Source organism: Burkholderia sp. CCA53 (assembly GCF_001685525.1).
Taxonomy (GTDB): domain Bacteria; phylum Pseudomonadota; class Gammaproteobacteria; order Burkholderiales; family Burkholderiaceae; genus Burkholderia; species Burkholderia multivorans.
The window spans coordinates 827,087-848,850 of record NZ_BDDJ01000002.1; the positions used below are offsets into that span (position 1 = coordinate 827,087).

19 protein-coding genes are annotated in these 21,764 nt (G+C 68.9%); 8 read left to right on the top strand and 11 right to left on the bottom strand.

What is annotated here, in order from left to right; translation table 11 throughout:
* Positions 1-50 precede the first annotated feature (50 nt).
* Entirely contained in the window at positions 51-518 is a 468-nt protein-coding gene (locus tag BCR55_RS20175; protein ID WP_053297958.1) for a MarR family winged helix-turn-helix transcriptional regulator, read from the top strand.
* Between the two features lie 85 nt (positions 519-603).
* A complete protein-coding gene (locus BCR55_RS20180) occupies positions 604-1,365 on the top strand; it encodes an isocitrate lyase/phosphoenolpyruvate mutase family protein (RefSeq protein WP_065495656.1) in 762 nt (253 codons plus the stop codon).
* A gap of 181 nt (positions 1,366-1,546) precedes the next feature.
* Here the strand turns inward: BCR55_RS20180 and BCR55_RS20185 are convergent, their stop codons facing one another.
* Positions 1,547-2,746, bottom strand: a complete 1,200-nt coding sequence (locus tag BCR55_RS20185) for an MFS transporter (RefSeq protein ID WP_035947573.1) — start codon at positions 2,744-2,746, stop codon at positions 1,547-1,549.
* Between the two features lie 108 nt (positions 2,747-2,854).
* Here BCR55_RS20185 and BCR55_RS20190 point away from each other — a divergent pair, with 108 nt between their 5' ends.
* Positions 2,855-3,850, top strand: a complete 996-nt coding sequence (locus BCR55_RS20190; RefSeq protein WP_065495658.1) for an AraC family transcriptional regulator — start codon at positions 2,855-2,857, stop codon at positions 3,848-3,850.
* A 125-nt stretch (positions 3,851-3,975) separates the two neighbouring features.
* Here the strand turns inward: BCR55_RS20190 and BCR55_RS33115 are convergent, their stop codons facing one another.
* Positions 3,976-4,152 (bottom strand): hypothetical protein, encoded by a 177-nt coding sequence (locus tag BCR55_RS33115; RefSeq protein ID WP_006404391.1) that lies wholly within the window; start codon positions 4,150-4,152, stop codon positions 3,976-3,978.
* Between the two features lie 82 nt (positions 4,153-4,234).
* Positions 4,235-6,160, bottom strand: a complete 1,926-nt coding sequence (locus BCR55_RS20195) for a DUF3857 and transglutaminase domain-containing protein (RefSeq protein ID WP_065495660.1) — start codon at positions 6,158-6,160, stop codon at positions 4,235-4,237.
* 250 nt (positions 6,161-6,410) lie between these two features.
* Here BCR55_RS20195 and BCR55_RS20200 point away from each other — a divergent pair, with 250 nt between their 5' ends.
* The 3 genes from BCR55_RS20200 (at position 6,411) to BCR55_RS33120 (ending at position 7,171) form a co-directional block, all read left to right on the top strand.
* The gene (locus BCR55_RS20200; protein WP_006397821.1) at positions 6,411-6,596 is read left to right on the top strand and encodes a hypothetical protein; all 186 of its coding nucleotides are present in this window, start codon (positions 6,411-6,413) and stop codon (positions 6,594-6,596) included.
* A gap of 105 nt (positions 6,597-6,701) precedes the next feature.
* Entirely contained in the window at positions 6,702-6,977 is a 276-nt protein-coding gene (locus BCR55_RS20205; protein ID WP_006404394.1) for a hypothetical protein, read from the top strand.
* 44 nt (positions 6,978-7,021) lie between these two features.
* Positions 7,022-7,171 (top strand): hypothetical protein, encoded by a 150-nt coding sequence (locus BCR55_RS33120; protein WP_175403835.1) that lies wholly within the window; start codon positions 7,022-7,024, stop codon positions 7,169-7,171.
* Between the two features lie 104 nt (positions 7,172-7,275).
* On the opposite strand, the gene BCR55_RS20210 is transcribed toward BCR55_RS33120, so the two are convergent.
* Positions 7,276-7,596, bottom strand: coding sequence for a DUF1840 domain-containing protein (locus BCR55_RS20210; RefSeq protein WP_035947577.1), 321 nt, complete (start codon positions 7,594-7,596; stop codon positions 7,276-7,278).
* 633 nt (positions 7,597-8,229) lie between these two features.
* Between BCR55_RS20210 and BCR55_RS20215 the strand changes: the two genes are divergently transcribed.
* Positions 8,230-9,093, top strand: a complete 864-nt coding sequence (locus BCR55_RS20215) for a crotonase/enoyl-CoA hydratase family protein (protein ID WP_006397815.1) — start codon at positions 8,230-8,232, stop codon at positions 9,091-9,093.
* 42 nt (positions 9,094-9,135) lie between these two features.
* Here the strand turns inward: BCR55_RS20215 and pdeR are convergent, their stop codons facing one another.
* The 4 genes from pdeR to BCR55_RS20235 form a co-directional block, all read right to left on the bottom strand.
* On the bottom strand, positions 9,136-11,139 hold the full coding sequence (gene pdeR / locus BCR55_RS20220; RefSeq protein WP_053297962.1) for a cyclic di-GMP phosphodiesterase: 2,004 nt from the start codon (positions 11,137-11,139) through the stop codon (positions 9,136-9,138).
* A 589-nt stretch (positions 11,140-11,728) separates the two neighbouring features.
* Positions 11,729-15,373: a hydantoinase B/oxoprolinase family protein gene (locus BCR55_RS20225; RefSeq protein WP_053297963.1), complete on the bottom strand. Its 3,645-nt coding sequence runs from the start codon at positions 15,371-15,373 to the stop codon at positions 11,729-11,731.
* 119 nt (positions 15,374-15,492) lie between these two features.
* Positions 15,493-16,791, bottom strand: a complete 1,299-nt coding sequence (locus BCR55_RS20230) for an MFS transporter (protein WP_006404401.1) — start codon at positions 16,789-16,791, stop codon at positions 15,493-15,495.
* Between the two features lie 162 nt (positions 16,792-16,953).
* Positions 16,954-17,727: a putative hydro-lyase gene (locus BCR55_RS20235; RefSeq protein ID WP_065496687.1), complete on the bottom strand. Its 774-nt coding sequence runs from the start codon at positions 17,725-17,727 to the stop codon at positions 16,954-16,956.
* 206 nt (positions 17,728-17,933) lie between these two features.
* Between BCR55_RS20235 and BCR55_RS20240 the strand changes: the two genes are divergently transcribed.
* Positions 17,934-18,866, top strand: coding sequence for a LysR family transcriptional regulator (locus BCR55_RS20240; RefSeq protein WP_065495662.1), 933 nt, complete (start codon positions 17,934-17,936; stop codon positions 18,864-18,866).
* 69 nt (positions 18,867-18,935) lie between these two features.
* On the opposite strand, the gene BCR55_RS20245 is transcribed toward BCR55_RS20240, so the two are convergent.
* Genes BCR55_RS20245 through BCR55_RS20255 form a run of 3 tightly spaced genes read right to left on the bottom strand, consistent with a single transcriptional unit; the run spans position 18,936 to position 21,762 of the window.
* Entirely contained in the window at positions 18,936-19,925 is a 990-nt protein-coding gene (locus BCR55_RS20245) for a YkgJ family cysteine cluster protein (protein ID WP_065495663.1), read from the bottom strand.
* Complete coding sequence (locus tag BCR55_RS20250) at positions 19,919-20,722, bottom strand: MetQ/NlpA family lipoprotein (protein ID WP_053297965.1); 804 nt, start codon at positions 20,720-20,722, stop codon at positions 19,919-19,921. The genes BCR55_RS20245 and BCR55_RS20250 overlap by 7 nt, the downstream gene beginning before the upstream one ends.
* Positions 20,719-21,762, bottom strand: a complete 1,044-nt coding sequence (locus BCR55_RS20255; protein ID WP_053297966.1) for a formylglycine-generating enzyme family protein — start codon at positions 21,760-21,762, stop codon at positions 20,719-20,721. Before BCR55_RS20255 ends, BCR55_RS20250 begins: the two co-directional genes overlap by 4 nt.
* Between the last annotated feature and the right edge of the window lie 2 nt (positions 21,763-21,764).

The following is a 21,764-nucleotide window of genomic DNA, read 5'->3' on the forward strand; positions in this document are numbered from 1 at the left end:
TGCCGCAGATCGCCCTTGACACAATAGGTTGGTATCAACACAATTGCAACATGGCACGAAAAGAAAAGCTTCCTTTCGAGACGACGCTGATGGTGCGCGACTGCTGCCTGTGCCTGCACATGCAGCGCGCGGCGCGTCATCTTGCGCGCGTGTTCGACGACGCGCTGCGTCCGCTCGATCTGACGAACGGGCAGTTCTCGCTGCTGATGTCGCTGAACCGGCCGGAGCCGGCGCCGATGAAAGCGGTCGCGTCGCTGCTCGCGATGGATCGCACGACGCTGACGGCCGCGCTGAAGCCGCTCGAGCGACGCGGCCTCGTCGCGATCGAGCAGGACCCGCACGACAAGCGCAGTCGCCTACTGACACTCACGCCGGCCGGCGAGCGCCTGCTCGCCGAGGCATTTCCGCTGTGGCAGCAGACGCATGCGGACATCGAAAAGCCGTTCGCGCCGGGCGATATGGACGCGTTGCGCGGCCAGTTGCGCATGCTGTCCGAGGCACCGCCACCGCACGACTGAGCCACCGCGCGATTGTGCGTGCGCGCGCGGCGCGAAAGCGTATCCTTCATCGCGGCACTCGATCCGCCAACCAGGAGACACGCATATGACAACTGCTGACAAGCATGCCCGCTTTCGCGCACTGCATCGCGCCGGCGATCCGCTGGTGCTGTTCAACGTCTGGGATGCGGGCAGCGCGCGCGCCGTCGCCGACACCGGCGCGCCCGCCCTCGCGACCGGAAGCTGGTCGATCGCGAAAGCCAACGGTTACGCGGACGGCGAAGACATGCCGCGCGCGCTGGCCATCGAGCTGCTTGCCCGCATCGTCGCCGCGACCGACCTGCCGGTCAGCGCCGATCTCGAAAGCGGCTACGGCGAGCGGCCCGACGACGTCGCCGATACGATCGCGCTCAGCATCGAGGCCGGCGCGATCGGCTGCAATCTCGAGGACAGCGTGCCCGCGACCGGCGAAGTGCGCAGCGTGGAGGAAGCGGTTGCGCGCATCGCCGCAGCGCGCCGCGCCGCCGACAAGAACGGCAGCGGCTATTTCATCAATGCGCGCACGGACGTCTGTTTCGTCGTCCCCGCCGACACGCACGACGAGGCGCTGATCGACGCGGTGCTCGCGCGCGCACGCGCCTACGCGGAAGCGGGTGCGGACGGGCTGTTCGTACCGGGCCTGAAGTCGCCCGCGCTGATCCGCAAGCTGACGGCGGCATCGCCGCTGCCGGTGAACGTGATGCGCGTGGCGGAGACGCCGACGATCGCGGAACTCGCCGCATGCGGCGTCGCGCGCATCAGCCACGGGCCGTATCCGTACATTCAGGCGATGAAGGCGCTTGCGGCGCTCGTGCCGCCGCGCGGCTGAGGCTGAGGTTGACGCTAACGCCGGTGCCGCGCGCGTCGGCGCGATCGCATCGAAGCGCAGCCGCGCGGCGCGCGCGTGTTGCTGCGCACCGCCACCGTTGCGCCGGCCGGCGCGCGCGCAACGAGACATACCCGTCGACGAATCGGCGCGGTGCCCGAACCGGCACCGCACACCGGACCCGTTACGACACGGCTTCGACGCGCTTCGGCACCGCGGTGACGATCGTCGCGACCGCGACGGCCAGCACCACCGCCGCGCCGACGAACACGCCGCCGGCGCCGGTCGCATCGAACACGACGCCGCCCGCCGCCGCGCCCGTCGCGATCGCGAGCTGCACGGCCGCGACGATGAGGCCGCCCGCGCTCTCGGCTTCGTCCGGCACCGTGCGCGTGACCCACGTCGACCATGCGACCGGCACGCCGCCGAACGCCATCCCCCACAACGCGACGAGGATCGCATCGATCGCCGGTGCGCGGCCGAGCACGACCAGCAGCACGCCGAGCACGACCATCAGCGCGGGCATCGCGATCAGCATCGGCCGCAGCCGGTGTTCGAGCACGCGGCCCGCGAGCGACGTGCCGACGAAGTTCGCGACGCCGTAGCCGAGCAGGATCGCCGACAGCCCATTCACGCCGACGCCCGCGACCTGCTCGAGGAACGGCCGCAGATACGTGAAAAAGGCGAAGTGACCCGTGAAGACGAGCGTCGTCGCGAACATCCCGAGGCCGACGCCCGGCCGGCGCAGGACGTCGATCAGCGTGCGCAGCCGCGTCGTGCCGCTCGGCGGCATCGAGGGCAGCGTCGCGACCTGCGACAGGAACGCGACGCCGCCGAGCGCGGCCGCGATCAGGAACACGTTGCGCCAGCCGATCAGGTGACCGAAGTAGCTGCCGAGCGGCGCGGCCGCGATCGTCGCGACGGCGACGCCGCTGAAGATGATCGACAGCGCGCGCGGCACCATCGCGGCCGGCACGAGCCGCATCGCGGTCGCGGTCGCCATCGTCCAGAAGCCGCCGAGCGCGATGCCGAGCACGACGCGGCCGATCAGCACCGTCGTCAGGTTCGTCGCGAACGCGACCGCGAGATTCGAGGCGATCAGCAGCAGCGAGAACGCGAGCAGCACGCGTCGGCGGTCGATCGTGCGCGTCGCGGCGGCGATCAGCAGGCTCGTCACGAGCGCGACCGTCGCGGTCGCGGTGACCGCCTGACCGGCGACGCCTTCGGTGACGCCGAGACTGTCGGCCATCGGCGTCAGCAGGCTCGCGGGCAGGAATTCGGCCGTGACGAGGCCGAACACGCCGAGCGCCATCGCGAACACCGCGCCCCAGGCCGGTTCGCGGGGAGCCGCCTGCGAGGCGGTGGAGGAAATTCCGGGATTCATCCGTCGTTCCGTATCGTAAAAGGTCGATGACGGCGTATCGTAAGGAGCGGCGGCAGGACGGTCTATGACATACAATCCGCCTTTGTTGATCAAACGTCCGAGAATGCGATGCCCGACACGCTGCCTCCCGTCATGCCCGATGCGCACGATCTCGTCAGCGAGCTGCTGCTCGGGATGCGCCTGAGCGGCGTCCAGTACCGCCGCATCCAGGTCGCGCGGCCGTTCGGCCTGAGCTTCGGGCAGGTGCCCGGCCGCGCGCAGTTTCATTTCGTGGGGCGCGGGCCCGTGCTGCTGCGCGACGCGGCCGGCGCGACGATGCAGCTCGAGGCCGGCGATGCGATCCTGCTGCCGCACGGCAGCATGCATACGCTCATGTCCGACCCCGACGTGCCGTGCCGCGAGATCGGCGGCTTCGAAGTCGCACGCATTTGCGATTCGGTCGCGTCGGTCGCATCGGCGGGCGCGGCGGCCGACGGCGCCGCGGCCGATTCCGCTGGCGGCGATGCGCTGATCTTCAGCGCGTGCATGGAACTCGATCTCGGCGGGATGCAGCCGCTCGTCGGCACGATGCCCGAGTTCATGCACGTCGGCACGCTGCTCGCACGCTATCCGGAGATCCGGCCGATGCTCGACGCGATGGAGCGCGAATCCTGCGCCGAGCGCGCGGGCTTCGCGGGCATTCTCGCGCGGCTCGCGGACGTCGTCGCCGCGTTCATCGTGCGCGGCTGGGTCGAATGCGGATGCGGCGACGCGTCGGGCTGGGTGCAGGCGCTGCGCGAGCCGAAGCTCGGCCGCGCGATCGTCGCGCTGCATCGCGATCCCGGCCGCAACTGGAGCGTTGCCGAACTCGCCGCCGAGGCCGGCGTGTCGCGTTCGGTGTTCGCCGAACGTTTTCTTGCCGCGACCGGGATGACGCCCGTGCGCTACCTGACCGAACTGCGGATGCGGCTCGCCGCACGCTGGATCGCGCGCGATCGCGAGGCGATCGAGACGGTCGCGTATCGGCTCGGCTACGGGTCGCTCGCCGCGTTCAGCCGCGCGTTCAAGCGCGTCGTCGGGCGGCCGCCGGGCGCGGTGCGCGCCGACGCAGACGCCGCGGCATGACCGGGTCGGCAGGCCGCGGTCGCCGCCGGATCACGTCGTCGTCGGCGATCGAGTCGCGGTCGTGCGGCACGTCGACCGTCTTCACGCAGCGCGGCTCGCGCGGCTGCGTGAACGCGCGCTGCCGTTCAGCCGCCCGCGCCGGTGCGCGCCTCCAGCGTGTCGATCAGCACGGTCGCGCACTGCACCGCGAGCGTCGCGCACTGCTGCGGATCCACCGTCGCACCGTTCGTCACAGTACCCTGCACGATCCTGACGAGCAGTTCCTTCGACAGATCGGCGATTTCGTAGTCTCGTTCCGTCATCGTCTCTCTCCTGTGCGTGTGCCCGCCGGCGCACGCGATTGCGGTTGCCGCCGCGTCCGCGTTCGCGGATCGCGCGCGGCGCTCAACGTGGCCGTGCGCGCACGACGATCTGTGCCTGCGTGTCGCGCTCGATCCGCTCGAGCGATGCGCGCAGCGTCGCGAACGTTTCGGGCGAACACACCTGGCTATCGAAGGTCGCATTCAGCCGTCGCGTGATCTGCACGACGCGCGCGACCGGATCGAATACGTAGTGCGACGTGAAATCGACGAAGCGGTCGCGCACCGCCTTGTCGGCCGGCACGTCGATCACCGCGACGTCGGGCGGCAGCGCGATTTGCGCGGTCTCGTCGAACGTGCCGCCGATGCAGACCCACGGCTGCGTGCGCACCGGCTCCTGCAACCACGCCTGGACCTGCGTCGCGATGCCGCCCGCGACGCTCGACAGCGCAGGCACCGCGGTCGTGCCGTCCGGCCAGACCGGATGATCGAGCGTGCCGGACATCGTCACGTCAAACGGCCCCGCGTGCGTGCGCCGATCGCTCGTCGTCAACTGCGCGCGCCCGCGCAGGCCGGTCTGCATCAGACGCTCGTTCGCGAGCTGCCCGATGCGATCCGGCGTCGCACGACGGAACACCGAGCGCTCGAGCTCGGCGGTCCAGCCGTCGTCCTCGACGTACGCATGAAAACGCGCGTCGCCGCGCACGGCGGCATCGATGTCGAGCCGCGCGGTGCGCCGCCGCGGCTGCGTGGCAGGCGTACGCGACAGCACGCCCGAATCGACGAGCAGCGCGGGGCGATCCATCACGATCGGCGGCAGATAGCCGAACGCGATGCCGGTGGTCGTCGTGTCCGCGTACAACCCTAAGTCGGGCAGCCACGTGATCGCATGATTGATCGCGCCGGCGCCGTAGCCCGGCACGGACGGCAGCGTATAGACCGCGCCGAGGTTCAGCAGCACCGGTTCGCTGCGGATGCCGACCGCACCGAGCAGCGCGCCGAACAGCGCGACGTGGTCCTTGCAGTCGCCGTAGCGGTTGCGCAGGATGTCGGTCACGCGATGCGGCGCGGCCGCCGTTTCGCCGAGAAACAGCGCGACGTAGCGCACGTTCGTCTGCACCCAGTCGTAGAGGATGCGCGCCTTGTCGCGCGGGTCGGGCGCGTCGGCCGTCAGCGACTGCGCGAACTGCACGACGGCCGGATCGTTCGCGCCCGGATCGGCGGCTGCGTTCCGGTAACGCGCGGCGAACGCCGCGTAGTCGGGCAGCGTCGACACGACGAGGTGATCGCCGTAATCGGGATAGCCGACCGAACCCTTTTCGATGCGCGCATACGGGCCGTGCCGATACGTAAACGTGTAGCGCGTGCGGCCGTTCTCGGTGACGGGCGGCAGCGCGACGTAACCGCGCGCATCGGCGACGAGCGGCATGTCGGCCGGCACGTCGAAGATCAGCCGCTGCTCGTCGACCGGCTCGCGCGACGGCTCGACGGTGTAGCCGAAGTAGCCGGGGTTGACCGGTTTCGTGCGTGTCTTGCGAAACGCGATGCGCGTGCGCGTACCGGCTGCGACCGCCGGGAACACGACGGTACGCAGCACGCCGTCCTGGAACGTCGGCGCGCCGGCGGAGCGCGGCTCCTGCACGTCGCGGATGCCGTCGGGGCCGACCGGATGTGCGACGCCATCGCGATCGATCGTCTCCGCCGCGAGCAGCTCGACCTTCTCCAGATGCTTGTCGAACCAGACGTAGCGCTGCGCGATCGCGTCGATGCCGTTCGCATCGTTCGCGCGCAGCGTCGAATCGTCGTGTTCGACGAGCGCGCCGTCGTGCTGCAGCACGAACTCGTGCACGTCGCGTTCGAGCGTCACCGGCGCTTCGTTGCCGCTCGCGGCGTCGGCCGGCTGCGCGTGCGCGGCCGCGCCGATGCCGAGCGAAGCCGCACCGGCGGCGAGCGCCGCGCAGCCGGCGAGTCGGGAAGAAAAAAGCAGCACGTCGAACACTTTGCGCATCATCCGTGACCGTGATGCGGCCCAGTGTGGGCGCCGCGTTCGCGAGCGTCAAGCCGGGCGCAACGGCATGCGGCACGCCGATGCGCGGCCGCCCGCACGATGGCGCCGTTGCCCCTTCGCACCGCGCGCAGCGCGCCATATATATCACGTTGTGACATATAATTCAGGCATCCCGTCAAGCGTGCGCAGTCGCGCGGGTACGCCTGCGCCGCCTCGTCGGAGGCGACGCGCCCGACATGGAGAAGGAGGCATCATGGTGATCAACAACGATTTCGAAATCGGTTACCTCGTCGTCGCATTTGCGCTGCTGGGCGTGATCCTGGTCGGCGCATTGCTGACGGCCCTGCATCTCGAACGGTGTCATCCGAAGCTGGTCGGCGCAGCGATCGGCGCGTTGATCGGCATCGCGCTGATCGAAGCGATGCCGATGCTGACGTGATCGCGGCCGGCACACGCGCCACGCCACGGATTCGTCCGATCAAATGCCTCTCCGCGCGTGCGGGTGAGCGCGGGGCCGGAACGTGCGCCGTCCGAGGAGAACACGATGGAATCCCCGCTCTGCCTGCGCTATCGTCAATGTGAGATCCGCGCGTGCGCGCTCGTCGACGCGGCGGCCGGAGAAGGCCTCGAACTCGGCGCGCTGTATCGACCGCTCGCGGTCGTGTGCTGGCGCGATGCGCAAGGGCGCCACGAAGCCCACCTGCTCGATCCGAAGCATCACGTGTTCCGCGACGACACGGACGCGCTCAGGATCTCCATTGCGCTGGCCAAACGCTTCATCGACACGAAGCTCGTCGGCACCTTCATGCCGGCAGGCTGAGGTTCGCCGCCACGCGCATCGGCCCACTCACTGCCGGAGGCGATATGGACCACGGTATCGTCAGGATCGTCATCCTGCTCTCAATCCTCGTGTTCGCGGTGCTGTTCTTTGCCGAACGGCGCAGCCGCGACCGCACGCGCGACAGGCTGCTGCACCGATCGTCGCGACGCACATCGCGGCATCGCCACCCGTAACGCGCATGCAAAAAATCGGCCGACGGCCGCCGCGTCGTTCGACGCGCGACCGTCGGCCTTGCAGCGGAGGTCCGGCCCTGCGGCGGAAGACGCGCGCCGCGCGTCTACACGCCCCACATCACATGTCGCCCCTGATCGCGCGCCGCGCGCATCATGTCGAGCAGCGGCCAGGCGCGCTGCGCGAGCCCGCCGGCGTGCGGCGATGCCTCCGCGTGCAGCGCCGGCGTCGAATGCGCGTGTGCGCGCGCCTGCGCCGCATCGTCACCGATCGCCTGCTCGAGCCGCGCAATCGCGCCCGGCAATTCGTCCGTCGAGATCACGCCGCGCACGTCGAGCCCCTTGCCGATGAGCCCCAGCAGATACTGCGCCAGATCGCGCAGCATCACGATGTCGGGCGCCGCGGATGATCGAAAAGTCACCAGCATCGTCGTTTCCCCTTACGCCGCCGCAAGCCGGCCCGGCGCGCGCGCATACGTTTGCGCGCGGCTCCACTCGCCCTGTCGCACGCGCGTGATCGCCGCCCGGTTCTCGTCAACCGGGCGGTCATCCGGCGAGAACGCGCGCCACACGCGGTCGGGTTCCGTCCGCGGCATCTGTGCCCGATGACGCGAAGCCTGCTTCGATTTTATGTCACGACGTGATGTATTCAAGCCCGCAGACGCCCGTTGAAACGTTTTCTCATAAAAGAAGGAACAGCGGATACGACGGCTGACGTATCCCTATGTCACCTCGCGCACACACGTGCCGCACCGCAGCGACGCACCGCACGAACCGCACCGCGTCGTCGCCGTCTGCCGGCCCGACACCGCTTTCGCCGCGTAAGCGGACGCTCGTTTTCGCCGCCCGGCACCTACCCGCGACGCGCTTCGCCGTCATTCCTTACAACCGAGCCCCGCGAATCGCGTTCGACGTCCGATTCGTGCGTTATTCCCCGCATTTCGACTTTTGTGCGCGCGCAACAATGGCGATGCCTCGCGTGCGGCGCCCGGCGCGGCCGCTCCGCCACGCACGGCGCCGCACGCGTGGTCTTTCAAAAACCACATTCAACGAGGATTGCCATGCAGCTCCAATCACATCCCGCCTGCCGCCCGTTCTATGAAGCCGGCGAACTCACGCAGCTCACCGCTTTTTATGAGGAAGGCAGAAACATCATGTGGATGATGCTCCGATCCGAACCGCGGCCGTGCTTCAACCAGCAACTCGTCACCGACATCATCCATCTCGCACGCGTCGCCCGCGACTCGGGCCTGCGATTCGACTTCTGGGTTACCGGCTCGCTCGTGCCCGAGCTGTTCAACGTCGGCGGCGATCTGAGCTTCTTCGTCGACGCGATCCGCAGCGGCCGGCGCGATCTGCTGATGGCGTACGCGCGCTCGTGCATCGACGGCGTGTACGAGATCTACACCGGCTTCGGCACGGGCGCGATCTCGATCGCGATGGTCGAAGGCAGCGCGCTCGGCGGCGGTTTCGAGGCCGCACTCGCCCATCACTACGTGCTCGCGCAGAAGGGCGTGAAGCTCGGCTTCCCGGAAATCGCGTTCAACCTCTTTCCGGGGATGGGCGGCTATTCGCTCGTCGCGCGCAAGGCGGACCGCAGTCTCGCCGAAGCGCTGATCGCGACCGGCGAAGCGCACGCGGCCGAGTGGTACGAGGATCGCGGGCTGATCGATCACACGTTCGAGCCCGGCGACGCGTATCTCGCGACGCGCACGTTCATCGACGTGATGAAGCCGAAGCTGAACGGGATCCGCGCGATGCTGCGCGCGCGCGAGCGCGTGTTCCAGCTCACGCGTTCCGAGCTGATGGACATCACCGAGGACTGGGTGCATTCGGCGTTCACGATCGAGCCGAAGGATCTCGCCTACATGGAACGCCTCGTGATGCTGCAGAACCGCCGCGTGTCGAAGCTGCGCACGGTGTGATGGAACGGCTGTCGCCATTCGGCGACAGCCGGTTCGGAACGCTCAGGCGATCAGCCTGAGCTTTCTCGTCTCCGCGAGCCACGCCTCGAACGCGTGGGCGGGCATCGGCCGCGCGAAGTAGTAGCCCTGCGCGTGGCCGACATCGATCTGCTTCAGGAACTCGGCTTCCGCGTGCGTCTCGACGCCTTCCGCGATCACGGAGAAGTTCAGCGCATTCGCGAGCGACACGACCGAGCGCACGAGCGCCTGCGAACGCGGATTGCGATCGATGCCGGTGATGAAGCTGCGGTCGAGCTTGATCGCATCGAGCGGCAGCCGCGACAGTTGCGACAGCGACGAATAGCCGGTACCGAAATCGTCGAGATGAATCTTCGCGCCGAGCTGGCGAAACTGCTTCATCAGCCCGTGCGCGCCATGCTCGTCGTCGATGAAGCAGCTCTCGGTCAGCTCGATGTCGAGCAGACCCGGCTTCAGGCCCGCCGCATCGACGATGGATGCGAACTGATGAACGATGTTCATGTCCTGCAGCTGACGCGCCGACACGTTCACCGCGATCCGCACGCCGAGCCCCTTCGCCTTCCACGCGGCGGCCTGCGCCGCGGCCGTGCGCATCACCCAGCGCCCGAGCGGCGCGATCAGCCCCGACTCCTCCGCGAAACGAATGAACTCGACCGGCGCGACGAGCCCGCGATCGGGCGACTGCCAGCGGATCAGCGCTTCGACCGCATGCACGTCGCCGGTGGCGATATCGACGACCGGCTGGTAGTGCAGCACGAACTGCTCTTCCTCGAGCGCCTTGCGCAGGTTCGTGTCGAGCCACATGTACTTCGCGACGCGCTGGTTCATCTCGAGCGAGAACACGCGATACGTATGCTTGCCCGCTTCCTTCGCGACATACATCGCCGTATCGGCATTGCGGATCAGCGTTTCGAGCGAGTCGCCGTGCTGCGGATGCATCGCGATGCCGATCGAACAGCTCGTGTAGACCTCCATCAACCCGAGATGGATCGGCGTGCGCAGCCGTTCGAGAATGATCTGCGCGGTCGCCTCGAGCAGCGCGCGCGTGCCCTGCTCGAACAGCACGAGGAACTCGTCGCCGCCGAGCCGCGCGAGCGTCGCGCCGGACGGCAGACAGCCGTTGATGATCGCCGATACGTCCTGCAGCAGCCGGTCGCCGGTGATATGGCCGTAGTGATCGTTGACGCGCTTGAAGTTGTCGAGATCGAGGAACAGGATGCCGACCTGGCCCGGCGTGTCGCCGGTCTGCTGGGCGATCACCGTGCGGATGCGCTCGCTGATCGCATGGCGGTTCGGCAGCCCCGTCAGCACGTCGGTGTTCGCGAGCTCGGTGAGCCGCTGTTGCGCGTTGCGCTCCTCGGTGATGTCGATGCCGGAGCAGATCAGATACTGCTCGTCCGCGCCGCTGCCGCTCTGCACGAACTTGTTGCGGAACTGGAACAGCCGCGGCCCGTTCACGGTGTTGATGTAGCGCTCGACCGAGAACGCACGGTTGCTCGCAAAAAAGCCCGTGATGTTGCTGCGCGACTGCGCGCCCTGCTCGGGGCTCATGAACAGCTCGAACACGCTGCGGCCGATCACGTCGACCTCGCGCTTGCCCGTCACTTCCTCGCAGAGCCGGTTGAAGCGCTGCACCATGCCGTTGCGATCGAGGATCACGACGAGCGAATTCACTTCGGACACGACCTGCTCGGCGAACGCGAGCCCGTGTGCGAGATCGCCGGCCACGGACGCGGTATCGGTGTACGCCGACGCAGTGCCGGCCCAATCGGTGGTGTCGACCTTCCTGCCGACGAGGTGAAGCGGCACGCGCTCGCCGAACAGCACGATGTCGAGCACGAGGTGCGACGTGACGCCGGTCAGCGCGCGAATACGCGCGGCCTGCTCGCCGGTGAGCGCGATGCTGACGTTGGTCATCCCGCGCACGGCGGCGAGTTCGAGTGCATTGCTGTCGCTGCCGAGCCGCCAGCACGGGCTGCGCGTTCCGACATGCGCCTCGAGCACTGCGCTATCGTTTTCGTCATCCATGACACGCCCCGACCCAAAAAAAACGCACAGTGTAGACGGAGACGAGCACGCCGCCCGCCGGGCGCGCACGCGCGACGCGTGCGGGCCCGGCGGCCGTGATGTCGTGACAGCGATCCTCGTCCGGTACTTGTTCCTGCTGATGCGACCCGGCATTCGCGATCATGCGGGCGGCCACGCCGCACGAATGACGGACCCATCTTATCAAATGACGATGACGATTGGCACTCACATTTCAAATGGGGTGTCAAGGAACCGGCACTCGATTGGGGAATGCACTTTTTTGATCGTGCAACGCGTCGCGAAGTGGTTGCGACGGCAAGAATCGGCGTGGACTAAAACGGTGCATCGCCCCGTCCGGCGGGCGTTTGCGGCAGGTTTGGGTGTTTTGGGGACGGAATACTCATGAAACCGGTGCGCACGCATCGAATCGGCTCGATTTGTCGCGTAACGCGCGATTTCATTGCGAATTCCGTCGAATAACCGCTTTTCATTAAGCGGCTTTTTCAATCGGCGCGCAATAACGCTTTGGATTTTTTCTTTTTTATCGGGCGGACGCGCGCGTTCATGGCGCCGCCCGCCTTCGCCGGCCTCAGCCGGCCGCGCCGTAGCCGCCGCCGCCCGGCGTCTCGACGACGAACACGTCGCCGGGCGCCATCTGCGCGCGGGCGATGTGGTCGAGCGTCTCGATCGTGCCGTCCGCGCGCTCGATCGTATTGCGGCCGAGCGCACCCGGCTCGCCGCCGGCCGCGCCGAACGGCGCGTGGATCCGGTTGTTCGATAGGATCGACGCGGTCATCGGCTCGAGGAAGCGGATTCGCCGCACCGCACCATCGCCGCCGTGCCAGCGCCCGCGTCCGCCCGAGCCGGCGCGGATCCGGTGCGAATCGACGCGCACCGGATAGCGCCATTCGAGCACTTCGGGGTCGGTCAGCCGCGAGTTCGTCATGTGCGTCTGCACGGCGCCGACGCCCGCGAAGCCGGGGCCCGCGCCGCTGCCGCCCGCGATCGTCTCGTAGTACTGGTATTGCGCGTTGCCGAACGTGAAGTTGTTCATCGTCCCCTGGCTCGACGCGACGCAGCCGAGCGCGCCATAGAGCGCGTTCGTGATCGCCGACGACGTCTCGACGTTGCCCGACACGACCGCGGCCGGATAGTCGGGATTCAGCATCGAATGCGCGGGCACGATCACGGTCAGCGGCTTCAGGCAGCCGGCGTTCAGCGGAATGTCGTCGCCGACGAGCGTGCGGAACACGTACAGCACCGCCGCCATGCACACCGCCTTCGGCGCGTTGAAGTTGTTGTCGAGCTGCGCCGACGTGCCGGTGAAATCGATCTGCGCGCAGCGCGCCGCACGGTTCACGCGAATCGCGACGCGAATCTCGGCGCCGTTGTCGAGCGCATAGCGGTATGCGCCGTCCTGCAGCGCGCCGATCACGCGCCGCACGGCTTCCTCGGCGTTGTCCTGCACGTGCTGCATGAACGCGAGCACGACCTCGCGGCCGAACTGCGCGACCATCCGGCGCAGTTCGTCGACGCCCTTCTGGTTCGCCGCGATCTGCGCACGCAAGTCGGCCATGTTCTGGTCGACGTTGCGCGCCGGATAGCGCCCGGACGCCAGCAGCGCGCGCGTTTCGGCATCGCGCAGCGTGCCGGCCGACACGAGCAGCCAGTTGTCGATCAGCACGCCTTCCTCTTCGATATGCGTCGAATCGGGCGGCATCGAACCCGGCGTCGTGCCGCCGATGTCCGCATGGTGGCCGCGCGAGCCGACGTAGAACAGCGGTTCGTCGGCGCCGTCCGCGAATACCGGCGTGATGACGGTCACGTCCGGCAGGTGCGTGCCGCCGTGATACGGATCGTTCAGCATGAACACGTCGCCGTCGCGCATGCGGCCGCGGTTGCGCTCGATCACCGTGCGGATGCTTTCGCCCATCGAGCCGAGATGCACGGGCATGTGCGGCGCGTTCGCGATCAGATTGCCGTCGCGGTCGAAGATCGCGCACGAGAAGTCGAGCCGCTCCTTGATGTTGACCGAGTACGCGGTGTTCTGCAGCCGCAGGCCCATCTGTTCCGCTATCGACATGAACAGGTTGTTGAAGATCTCGAGCCGCACCGGGTCCGCGTCGGTGCCGAGCGATCGACGCGTCGGCAGCGGCGTCGTGCGCGTCAGCACGAGATTGCCCTGCGCCGTCATCTGCGCGCGCCAGCCGGGCTCGACGACGGTCGTGCCGTTGCGCTCGGCGATGATCGCGGGGCCGTCGATCGCGTCGCCGGCGAGCAGCGTATCGCGCACGTACAGCGCGGCGTCGTGCCACGCGCCGCCGGAATAGAAGCGCGCGACGGTATCGGCGCGCGGCGCGTCGCCGTCGCCGTCGCCGCGCGGCGCGAGCGGTGCGATCTCGACCGGTGCGTCGGAGCGGCCGATCGCCTCGACCGACGCGAGTTCGACGACGAGCGGCGTGCCCGGCATCAGGAACGCATAGCGCTGCCGATAGGCGACTTCGAACGCGCGCTGCATCGCGTCGACGCTGCCGGCCGGTACGTCGAGCGCGGAATCGGTGCCCTGATAGCGCAGATGCACGCGCCGTTCGATCGCGATGCGCTCGGGCGGCACGCCCTGTTCGAGCAGCGCGCCGACCGCCTCGTCGGTCAGCCGGTCGAGCGCCGCGTTCAGCGCCGGCAGCGAGTCGTCCGACAGCACGGCCTCGATCGCGCGCTCGCGCATCGCGGTCTGATCCGCGAGCCCCATTCCGTAGGCCGACAGCACGCCGGCAAGCGGATGCGCGAACACCTGCGTCATGCCGAGCGCGTCGGCAACGCCGCACGCATGCTGGCCGCCCGCGCCACCGAACGTCGTCAGCACATAGCGCGACACGTCGTGGCCGCGCTGCACCGAAATCTTCTTGATCGCGTTCGCCATGCTGCCGATCGCGATCTCGAGGAAGCCTTCCGCGAGCGCCTCGGGCGTCTCGCGCCGGCCGGTCGCCGCATGGATCTCGTCGGCGAGCGCGCGGAACTTCGCGACCACGCCGTCGCGATCGAGCGGCTCGTTGGCATGCGGGCCGAACACGCGCGGGAAATAGTCGGGCTGGATCTTGCCGAGCATCACGTTGCAGTCGGTCACGGTCAGCGGGCCGCCGCGCCGGTACGCGGCCGGCCCCGGATTCGCGCCGGCCGATTCGGGACCGACCCGCAGCCGCGCGCCGTCGAAGCTCAGCACCGAGCCGCCGCCCGCCGCGACCGTATGGATGCTCATCATCGGCGCGCGCATCCGCACGCCGGCCACCTGCGTCTCGAACACGCGCTCGAACTCGCCGTTGTAGTGCGACACGTCGGTCGACGTGCCGCCCATGTCGAAGCCGATCACGCGCTCGAAGCCGGCCGCGCGCGCCGCGCGCACCATGCCGACGATGCCGCCCGCCGGGCCCGACAGGATCGCGTCCTTGCCCTGGAACGCATCGGCGCGCGTGAGACCGCCGCTGCTCTGCATGAACTGCAGGTTCACGCCCGGCATCTCGTGCGCGACCTGTTCGACGTAGCGGCGCAGGATCGGCGACAGATACGCGTCGACGACCGTCGTGTCGCCGCGCGACACCATCTTCATCAGCGGCGACACCTCGTGCGACGCCGACACCTGCGTGAAGCCGATGCGCCGCGCGAGTTGCGCGAGCGCGCGTTCGTGCGCGGTGTAGCGATAGCCGTGGATCAGCACGATCGCGAGCGCGCGCACGCCGTCGTCGAACACGCGGCGCAGCGCCGCCTCGGCGCCGGCGAGATCGAGCGGCGACACGACCTCGCCGTGCGCGCCGACGCGTTCGTCGATCTCGACGACGGTCTCGTACAGCGCATCGGGCAGCACGATGTCGAGATCGAACAGCCGCGGCCGGTTCTGGTACGCGATGCGCAGCACGTCGCGAAAGCCGCGCGTCGTCGCGAGCGCCGTGCGTTCGCCCTTGCGCTCGAGCAGCGCGTTGGTCGCGACGGTCGTGCCCATCTTCACCATGTCGACGCGTTCGGGCGTAATCGGTTCGCCGTCGGCGAGGCCGAGCAGATGGCGGATGCCGGCCACGGCCGCGTCGCGATACTGCTCGGGGTTCTCCGACAGCAGCTTGTGCGTGACGAGCGTGCCGTCGGGCCGGCGCGCGACGATGTCGGTGAACGTGCCGCCGCGGTCGATCCAGAATTGCCAGCGCGCGGCGTCGGAGGAAACGGGGAAAGTCTGTCGGTCAGTCATGGCGATGAACTCGATGCGTCGTTGAATCGGAGGACGAGCGCCGCCGCACGGCGCGCATCGCGCGCCGTGTGACGAAGCGGTGAAAACGGGAAAGAACGAACGGGCGGGCGGTGTGCCGCTTACGCGGCGTCGAGTTCGCGGCCGCGCGTCTCGGGCAGCGTCAGCGCGGCGACGATCATCACGCCGTACGCGGCGACCGCGAAGATGCCGATGCTCGCGCCGAGCCCGTAGTGTTTCGCGAGCGCGCCGATCAGGAACGGAAACAAGGCGCCGATCGCGCGGCCGACGTTGTAGCAGAAGCCCTGCCCCGAGCCGCGCACGCGCGTCGGGAACAGCTCGGTGAGAAATGCGCCCATGCCGGAGAAGATGCCCGATGCGAAGAAGCCGAGCGGGAAACCGAGGAACAGCATCGACGTATCGGTCAGATGCAGCGACGTGTACGCGAACGCGATCGCCATCGAGCCGAGCGCGAACAGGATGAAGTTCGGCTTGCGGCCGAGGCGGTCGGTCAGGTACGCGCTCGTCAGATAGCCGACCCACGAGCCGAGGATGATCATCGCGAGATAGCCGCCCGTGCCCATCACGGTCAGATGGCGCTCGGTCTTCAGAAACGTCGGCAGCCACGTCGTGATCGCGTAGTAGCCGCCTTGTGCGCCAGTCGTCAGCAGCGCCGCGCGCAGCGTCGTCGTGATCAGCTTCGGCGCGAAGATCTCGGTGAACCGCGGCGCATCGGCTTCGCGTGCCTGCGCGGCCTTCTCCTTCTGGTAGACGTCCGGCTCCTTCACGTAGCGGCGAATCACGACGACGAGCAGCGCCGGCGCGAGCCCGACGAGAAACAGCGCACGCCACGCGAGCTCGGCGGGCAGCACCGAGAACAGCAGCGCATACAGCAGCGCGCAGAGTCCCCAGCCGATTGCCCAGCCCGACTGCACGAGGCCGACCGCCTTGCCGCGATCGCGCGCGCGGATCACTTCGCCGATCAGCACCGCGCCGGCCGTCCATTCGCCGCCGAAGCCGAAGCCCATCAGCGCGCGCGCGGCGACCAACTGATGATAGTTCTGCGCGAGCCCACACAGCGCGGTGAACACCGCGAACCAGAGCACCGTGAGCTGCAGCGTGCGCACGCGGCCGATCCGGTCGGACAGCAGCCCGGCGAGCCAGCCGCCGGCCGCCGAGGCGAGCAGCGTGATCGTGCCGATGAAGCCTGCATCGGCGAGCGAGATGCCCCAGGTCGCGACGAGCGTCGGAATCACGAACGACAGCATCTGCGTGTCCATCCCGTCGAGCATGTAGCCGACCTTGCAGCTCCAGAACGCGCGGCGCTCGCGCGGCTGCGCGTCGGCATACCACGAGAACAGGCCGCTGCGCGCGGGGCGCTCGGGCTCGGCGGTTCCCGCCGCGAGGGTCTTGCTTTCCATGGTGTGGCTCCTGTCGTTAAGCGCCGTCAAAGTCGTGCCGCGCCGAACCGCGCGGCACGCTGCGCGGATGCGCGCCGCCCTCCGGCAGGGGCGGATCGTCGGTCGGTCGCGGCATCGGCCGCGACGGTATCGAGCCGGCGGCCGGCGGGCCGCCGCGTTGCGTCAGAACACGGCCAGCGACGCGTTCGTGATGTCCGTCATCAGCATGTGGCCCGGCGTATGCGCGATCGCGAGCGGCAGCTTCGCTTCCATCAGCGCGGTTTGCGGCGTCACGCCGCACGCCCAGAACACCGGCAGTTCGCCTTCGCGGATCGTCACCGCATCGCCGAAATCGGGCGCGCCGAGATCGGCGATGCCGAGTTCGCGCGGATCGCCGAGATGGATCGGCGCGCCGTGCACGCCCGGAAACCGGCTCGTGATCTGCACCGCGCGTATCGCGTCGGCGCCGCGCATCGGCCGCATCGATACGACGAGCTGGCCGCCGAACACACCCGCACGGCGGTTCGGAATCGACGTGCGATACATCGGCACGTTGCGGCCTTCCTCGACATGACGAAGCGCGATCCCTTCACGTGCGAGCATGTCCTCGAACGAGAACGAGCAGCCGATCGCAAATACGACGAAATCGTCGCGCCACAGCGCTTCGAGCGAGTCGACGCGCTCGGTCAGGCGTCCTTCGCGATAGACGTTGTAGCTCGGCACGTCGGTGCGGATGTCGAGATCGTCGCCGAGCACGTCGAGCCGGAACGCGCCGGGCTCGCCGACGCCGAGCAATGGGCACGCCTTCGGGTTCGCCTGGCAGAAGCGCAGGAAATCGTGCGCATACGCGTCGGGCAGGATCGCGAGGTTCGCTTGCGCGAACGGCCCGCAGTGACCGGCGGTCGGGCCGCGGAATGCGCCGCGGCGCACGGACTGACGGAATTCGGAAGGCGTGATCGGGTTCATCGGCGGATCGGGAAGCAGGCGAGCGACGGTGTCGCGTGGATGGGATACGCCGAAGAATAGAAAAGAAAAATTTTGGCCGCCAACGAGTTTTTTTACGGCCGGTGTATAGAATTTCTTAACGTATCACCGGGTTTTCCCCGGTCCCGTTCAGTTTTCGTAACGGGCAAGCTTTGCGCGCCCCGCCCCGTCCGCCGCCCATGAACACGCGATTTCTCGAAACCTTCGTCACGCTCGCGAAGCTGCGCAACTTCCGCACGACGGCCGCCGCGCTGCACGCGACGCCGGCCGCGATCTCGCAACGCATCAAGGCGCTCGAGGACGAGCTGCAGACCGTGCTCGTCGATCGCGACAGCCGCGAATTCCGGCTCACGCCGCACGGCGAGTATCTGCTTGCGTATGCGCAGGCAGTCGTCGAAGCGACGCACGAGCTGCAGGCGGCCGCGGCCGGCGAAAGCGCGCTGCGCGGCAAGCTGCGGCTCGGCGTGATCGAGACCGTCGTGCACAGCTGGCTGCCGCACTACCTGCGCCGACTCGCGGCCGACTATCCGCAACTCGAAGTCGATCTGACCGTCGACGTCAGCGTCGTGCTGCAACGCCGGCTGATGGCGGGCGAACTCGATCTGATCATTCGCGTCGAGGGCAGCGACGAGCCGGCGGTGGTCTGCGATGCGCTCGCGAACTATCCCGTGCGCTGGATCGCGCGCGCGGGGCTGCTGCCGGCCACGCGCACGGGCCTCGCGCGCCAGGTGCTGCGGCAGCCGATCCTCACGTACGGGCGCGGGACCGCGCCGCACCGCGCGCTCGAGGACATCGTGCGCACGCTCGCGCATGCGCACGGCGTGCCGCTGTCGGAGACGCGGATCACCGGCTCGCCGTCGATCTCGGTGATCGTGCAGCTCGTGCGCGACGGCTTCGGCGTCGCCGCGATTCCGAGCCTGTTCGTCGATGCGCTGATCGAAAGCGGCGAAGTCGTCGAGCTGCCGCTACAGCCGTCGCCGCCGTCGATCGTCGTGTCGATGTCGCGGCGCGTCGATGCGCCGCGCTTCGTGCACGGTGCGTCGATCGCCGCGCGTGCCGCGTGTCACGAGTATTGCGAGAAGAGTCACCGACGGCTCGTCGAGGCGCTTTGAGGCGGTGCGCGGTCGCGCCGGCTCGTGCGGCGAACGGCGGAATCGCGCGACGCGATGCCGCGCGACGAGTCAGGCAGGTTGCAGATCGGTTGCCGGTCGGCCGTCGAGCCAGGCCTCGATTGCCGCTGCGTCACGGTGCGTATGCGTCGATCGTGCCGGCGTTGCGAGCAGCACCTGCCGCGCGCGCTCGAGTGCCTGCGCGAAACCGCGCAGCTCGCGCGTCGCCGGCCGATCGTCGAGACGCCGGCGTGCGAGCGCCGCTTCGATGCGTGCGTCGATCAACGCAAGCTGCGCGTCGATGAAATTAAGGCAGAGCGCGCGGCAATGCGCGGAAAGCGACGCGACGATCAGCAGCACGGGGGCGATCGGCAGCGTCAGATACGCGCCCGGTGCGAGCCGCGACCATGCTTCGCGCATCGGCTGCCCGCCGTCGATCAGCGACGCGAACGCCGCATCGCGCCACACCGCGCGCTCGTACGCGAGCGCGTCGCGGCACGCATCGAGCGCGGCGCGGTCCACGACCTCCGTCGCGCGCACGAGCATGATCGACGGCACCGCGTGTGCGGCAGCGTGTTGCGCTTGCGTCTCGTCGACGATGCAGCGGCTGCCGAACCACACCGCGTCGTCGCGCCGCGCGGCCAGCACACGCGCTTGCAGGCGGTCGGGCAGCAGCGGATCGAGCGGCACCGCGCCGCAGATCGACGGTTTGTCCGCGTGCACGCTGCACCGTCCGTCGTCCGCGAGCGCCGGGCACCGGCCCAGCGACGGATAGTCGTAGCCCTGCAGCGTCAGCACCGCCCAGTCGCCGCTCGCGCCGCCGAATCGGTGAAACAGCCGCTCGGCGAGCGCATCGCATGCGGCGACGTCGTCCGCATCGAGCACGTGCTCGCGTTCTCCCGCGCGCCAGCGCTCGCCGATCTGCCGCTTCGGCACGCGATGGATCGTCAGCGCGCCGACGAAGCGCTCGCGATGCCGGAACAGTTCGCGCAGCGATAGCGTCGGCGCGCTGTTGCAGCAGCGCCCGCATGCGTTGCAGGCCAGCGCGTAGGTGTCTACCACGGCCGTCGCACCGAGTCCTGGTAGCGCGTCAGGATGAAGCGCGCAACGTCGTCGGAGTGATACGCGGCGACCAGCTGCGCGACCCACGGCTTCATGCGATCGGCATCGCGCACGGTCAACACGCCCGCATACGGCGAACGCGCATCCTCGATGCCGATGCTGTCGCGTGCCGGCTGCAGGCCCGCGCGCGCGGCGGCGGCGTCGTCGATCGCCGCGAAGGCGACCGTATCGAGCGCCGCGTAGAGCCGATCGCCGCGCAACGCGACGATCTTCAGCCCGAGCCGGTTGCCGGTCACGTCGCGCAGCGTCGCATGAAGCCCGGCCCGTTCGCGCAGCGTGATCAGCGTGTCGTTCTGCAGCAGCACGAGCGCACGCGCCATCCCGCGCGCGTCGGCCGGAATCGCGATCGTCGCGCCGGGCTGCAGCGCGTTGAGATTCCTCAGCTTGCGCGAATAGAGCGCCATCGGCAGCGTCACGGTCGGCGCGACAGGCGTCAGCGCATAGCGGTGCGCGGCGCGCGTTGCCGCGAGTTGCTGCGCATCCTCGAAACTGGCCGCATCGATTCGTCCGCCGGCCAGCGCCGCATCGATGCGCGATGCGTCGTCGAACACGACGACGTCGACGTTCAATCCGCGCGACGCGGCTACGCGCCGGACTTCGTCCATGATCTGCGCATGCACGCCGCGCGTGACGCCGACGCGCAGCGCCGGCCCGTCGGCCGCGCATGCGCCGTGCATGCCGGCGAAGCCGGCCGCCGCGAGCGCGACGGCCGTCACGAAACGCGCGACGCGGATCATGCCGGATCCCTCAGGATCGTGCGGAATCCGATGTGCGACGCGGCGAGATCGGCTTCCTGCCGTTCGCGCGACGACGCGCGATAGCGCACGCAGTAGTCGCGCGAGCACAGGAACGAGCCGCCCTTGATGACCATCGGCGTGTCGTGACGGCGTGCGGCCGGTGCGACGGCCGCCGTGTCGCCGTTCGTATGCGACTGGTGCGGGCCGGTGTAGACGTCCTTCGTCCACTGCCAGGCGTTGCCGATCATGTCGTAGAGCCGGAAGCCGTTCGCCGCGTAGCAGCCGACCGGTGCGAGCCCCGCGTGCCCGTCCTCGGCGGTGTCGAGCACGGGGAACGGGCCCTGCCAGTAATTGGCGGCCGGCTTGCCGCGCGCATCGCGCGGCGCCGCGTCGAGCGACGCATCGTCGCGGCCGGCCTTGCCCGCGTATTCCCATTCGGCTTCGGTCGGCAGGTCGCGGCCGAGCCAGCGCGCATACGCGAGCGCATCGCGCTGCGTGACGAGCGTGACGGGCAGGTTGCCGCGCCCGTCGACGTCGCTGCCGGGGCCGCGCGGATGGCGCCACGATGCGCCCTTCACCCACGACCACCAGGCGAGGTCACGCGCGTTCAGCTCATCGCGCGTCGGCACGTGAAACACCGCCGCGCCGCCCTGCTGCTCGGCCTCGGTCACGTAGCCCGTCGCCTGCACGAACGCGGCGAACTGCGCGACCGTCACGTCGGTCTGGTCGATCCAGAAACCGCCGACGCGCGTGCGGCCGTCGCCGGCCGGACGTTCGTCCTGATAGCCGCGCGTGCTGCCGAACACGAAGGTGCCGCCGCGCAGGTGCACCATCCCCGCCTTCGGATCGTCGCGCCAGTTCGCCGGCAACCCCGAATAGCGCGCGCACTGCTGCTCGGAGCCGAGCGCCGCGAGCGGTCGGTCGCGATTCGCGTCGTCGAACGCGCTGTCCGGCGCCGCCGGCCCGTGCGTATAGCCGGCCGCGAACGCCGCGCCGAACAGTGCGGCCGCGAGCGCCGCGCCGATCGTCCAGAACCGCATCG

What these genes read in the sequence shown, in the direction of transcription:
- BCR55_RS20200 (WP_006397821.1), top strand. Translation starts at nt 6,411, where the DNA reads ATGGTGATCAACAACGATTTCGAAATCGGTTACCTCGTCGTCGCATTT.
- pdeR (WP_053297962.1), bottom strand. Translation starts at nt 11,139, where the DNA reads ATGGATGACGAAAACGATAGCGCAGTGCTCGAGGCGCATGTCGGAACG.
- BCR55_RS20215 (WP_006397815.1), top strand. Translation starts at nt 8,230, where the DNA reads ATGCAGCTCCAATCACATCCCGCCTGCCGCCCGTTCTATGAAGCCGGC.
- BCR55_RS20180 (WP_065495656.1), top strand. Translation starts at nt 604, where the DNA reads ATGACAACTGCTGACAAGCATGCCCGCTTTCGCGCACTGCATCGCGCC.
- BCR55_RS20185 (WP_035947573.1), bottom strand. Translation starts at nt 2,746, where the DNA reads ATGAATCCCGGAATTTCCTCCACCGCCTCGCAGGCGGCTCCCCGCGAA.
- BCR55_RS33115 (WP_006404391.1), bottom strand. Translation starts at nt 4,152, where the DNA reads ATGACGGAACGAGACTACGAAATCGCCGATCTGTCGAAGGAACTGCTC.
- BCR55_RS20240 (WP_065495662.1), top strand. Translation starts at nt 17,934, where the DNA reads ATGAACACGCGATTTCTCGAAACCTTCGTCACGCTCGCGAAGCTGCGC.
- BCR55_RS20205 (WP_006404394.1), top strand. Translation starts at nt 6,702, where the DNA reads ATGGAATCCCCGCTCTGCCTGCGCTATCGTCAATGTGAGATCCGCGCG.
- BCR55_RS20230 (WP_006404401.1), bottom strand. Translation starts at nt 16,791, where the DNA reads ATGGAAAGCAAGACCCTCGCGGCGGGAACCGCCGAGCCCGAGCGCCCC.
- BCR55_RS33120 (WP_175403835.1), top strand. Translation starts at nt 7,022, where the DNA reads ATGGACCACGGTATCGTCAGGATCGTCATCCTGCTCTCAATCCTCGTG.
- BCR55_RS20250 (WP_053297965.1), bottom strand. Translation starts at nt 20,722, where the DNA reads ATGATCCGCGTCGCGCGTTTCGTGACGGCCGTCGCGCTCGCGGCGGCC.
- BCR55_RS20175 (WP_053297958.1), top strand. Translation starts at nt 51, where the DNA reads ATGGCACGAAAAGAAAAGCTTCCTTTCGAGACGACGCTGATGGTGCGC.
- BCR55_RS20190 (WP_065495658.1), top strand. Translation starts at nt 2,855, where the DNA reads ATGCCCGACACGCTGCCTCCCGTCATGCCCGATGCGCACGATCTCGTC.
- BCR55_RS20255 (WP_053297966.1), bottom strand. Translation starts at nt 21,762, where the DNA reads ATGCGGTTCTGGACGATCGGCGCGGCGCTCGCGGCCGCACTGTTCGGC.
- BCR55_RS20210 (WP_035947577.1), bottom strand. Translation starts at nt 7,596, where the DNA reads ATGCTGGTGACTTTTCGATCATCCGCGGCGCCCGACATCGTGATGCTG.
- BCR55_RS20225 (WP_053297963.1), bottom strand. Translation starts at nt 15,373, where the DNA reads ATGACTGACCGACAGACTTTCCCCGTTTCCTCCGACGCCGCGCGCTGG.
- BCR55_RS20195 (WP_065495660.1), bottom strand. Translation starts at nt 6,160, where the DNA reads ATGATGCGCAAAGTGTTCGACGTGCTGCTTTTTTCTTCCCGACTCGCC.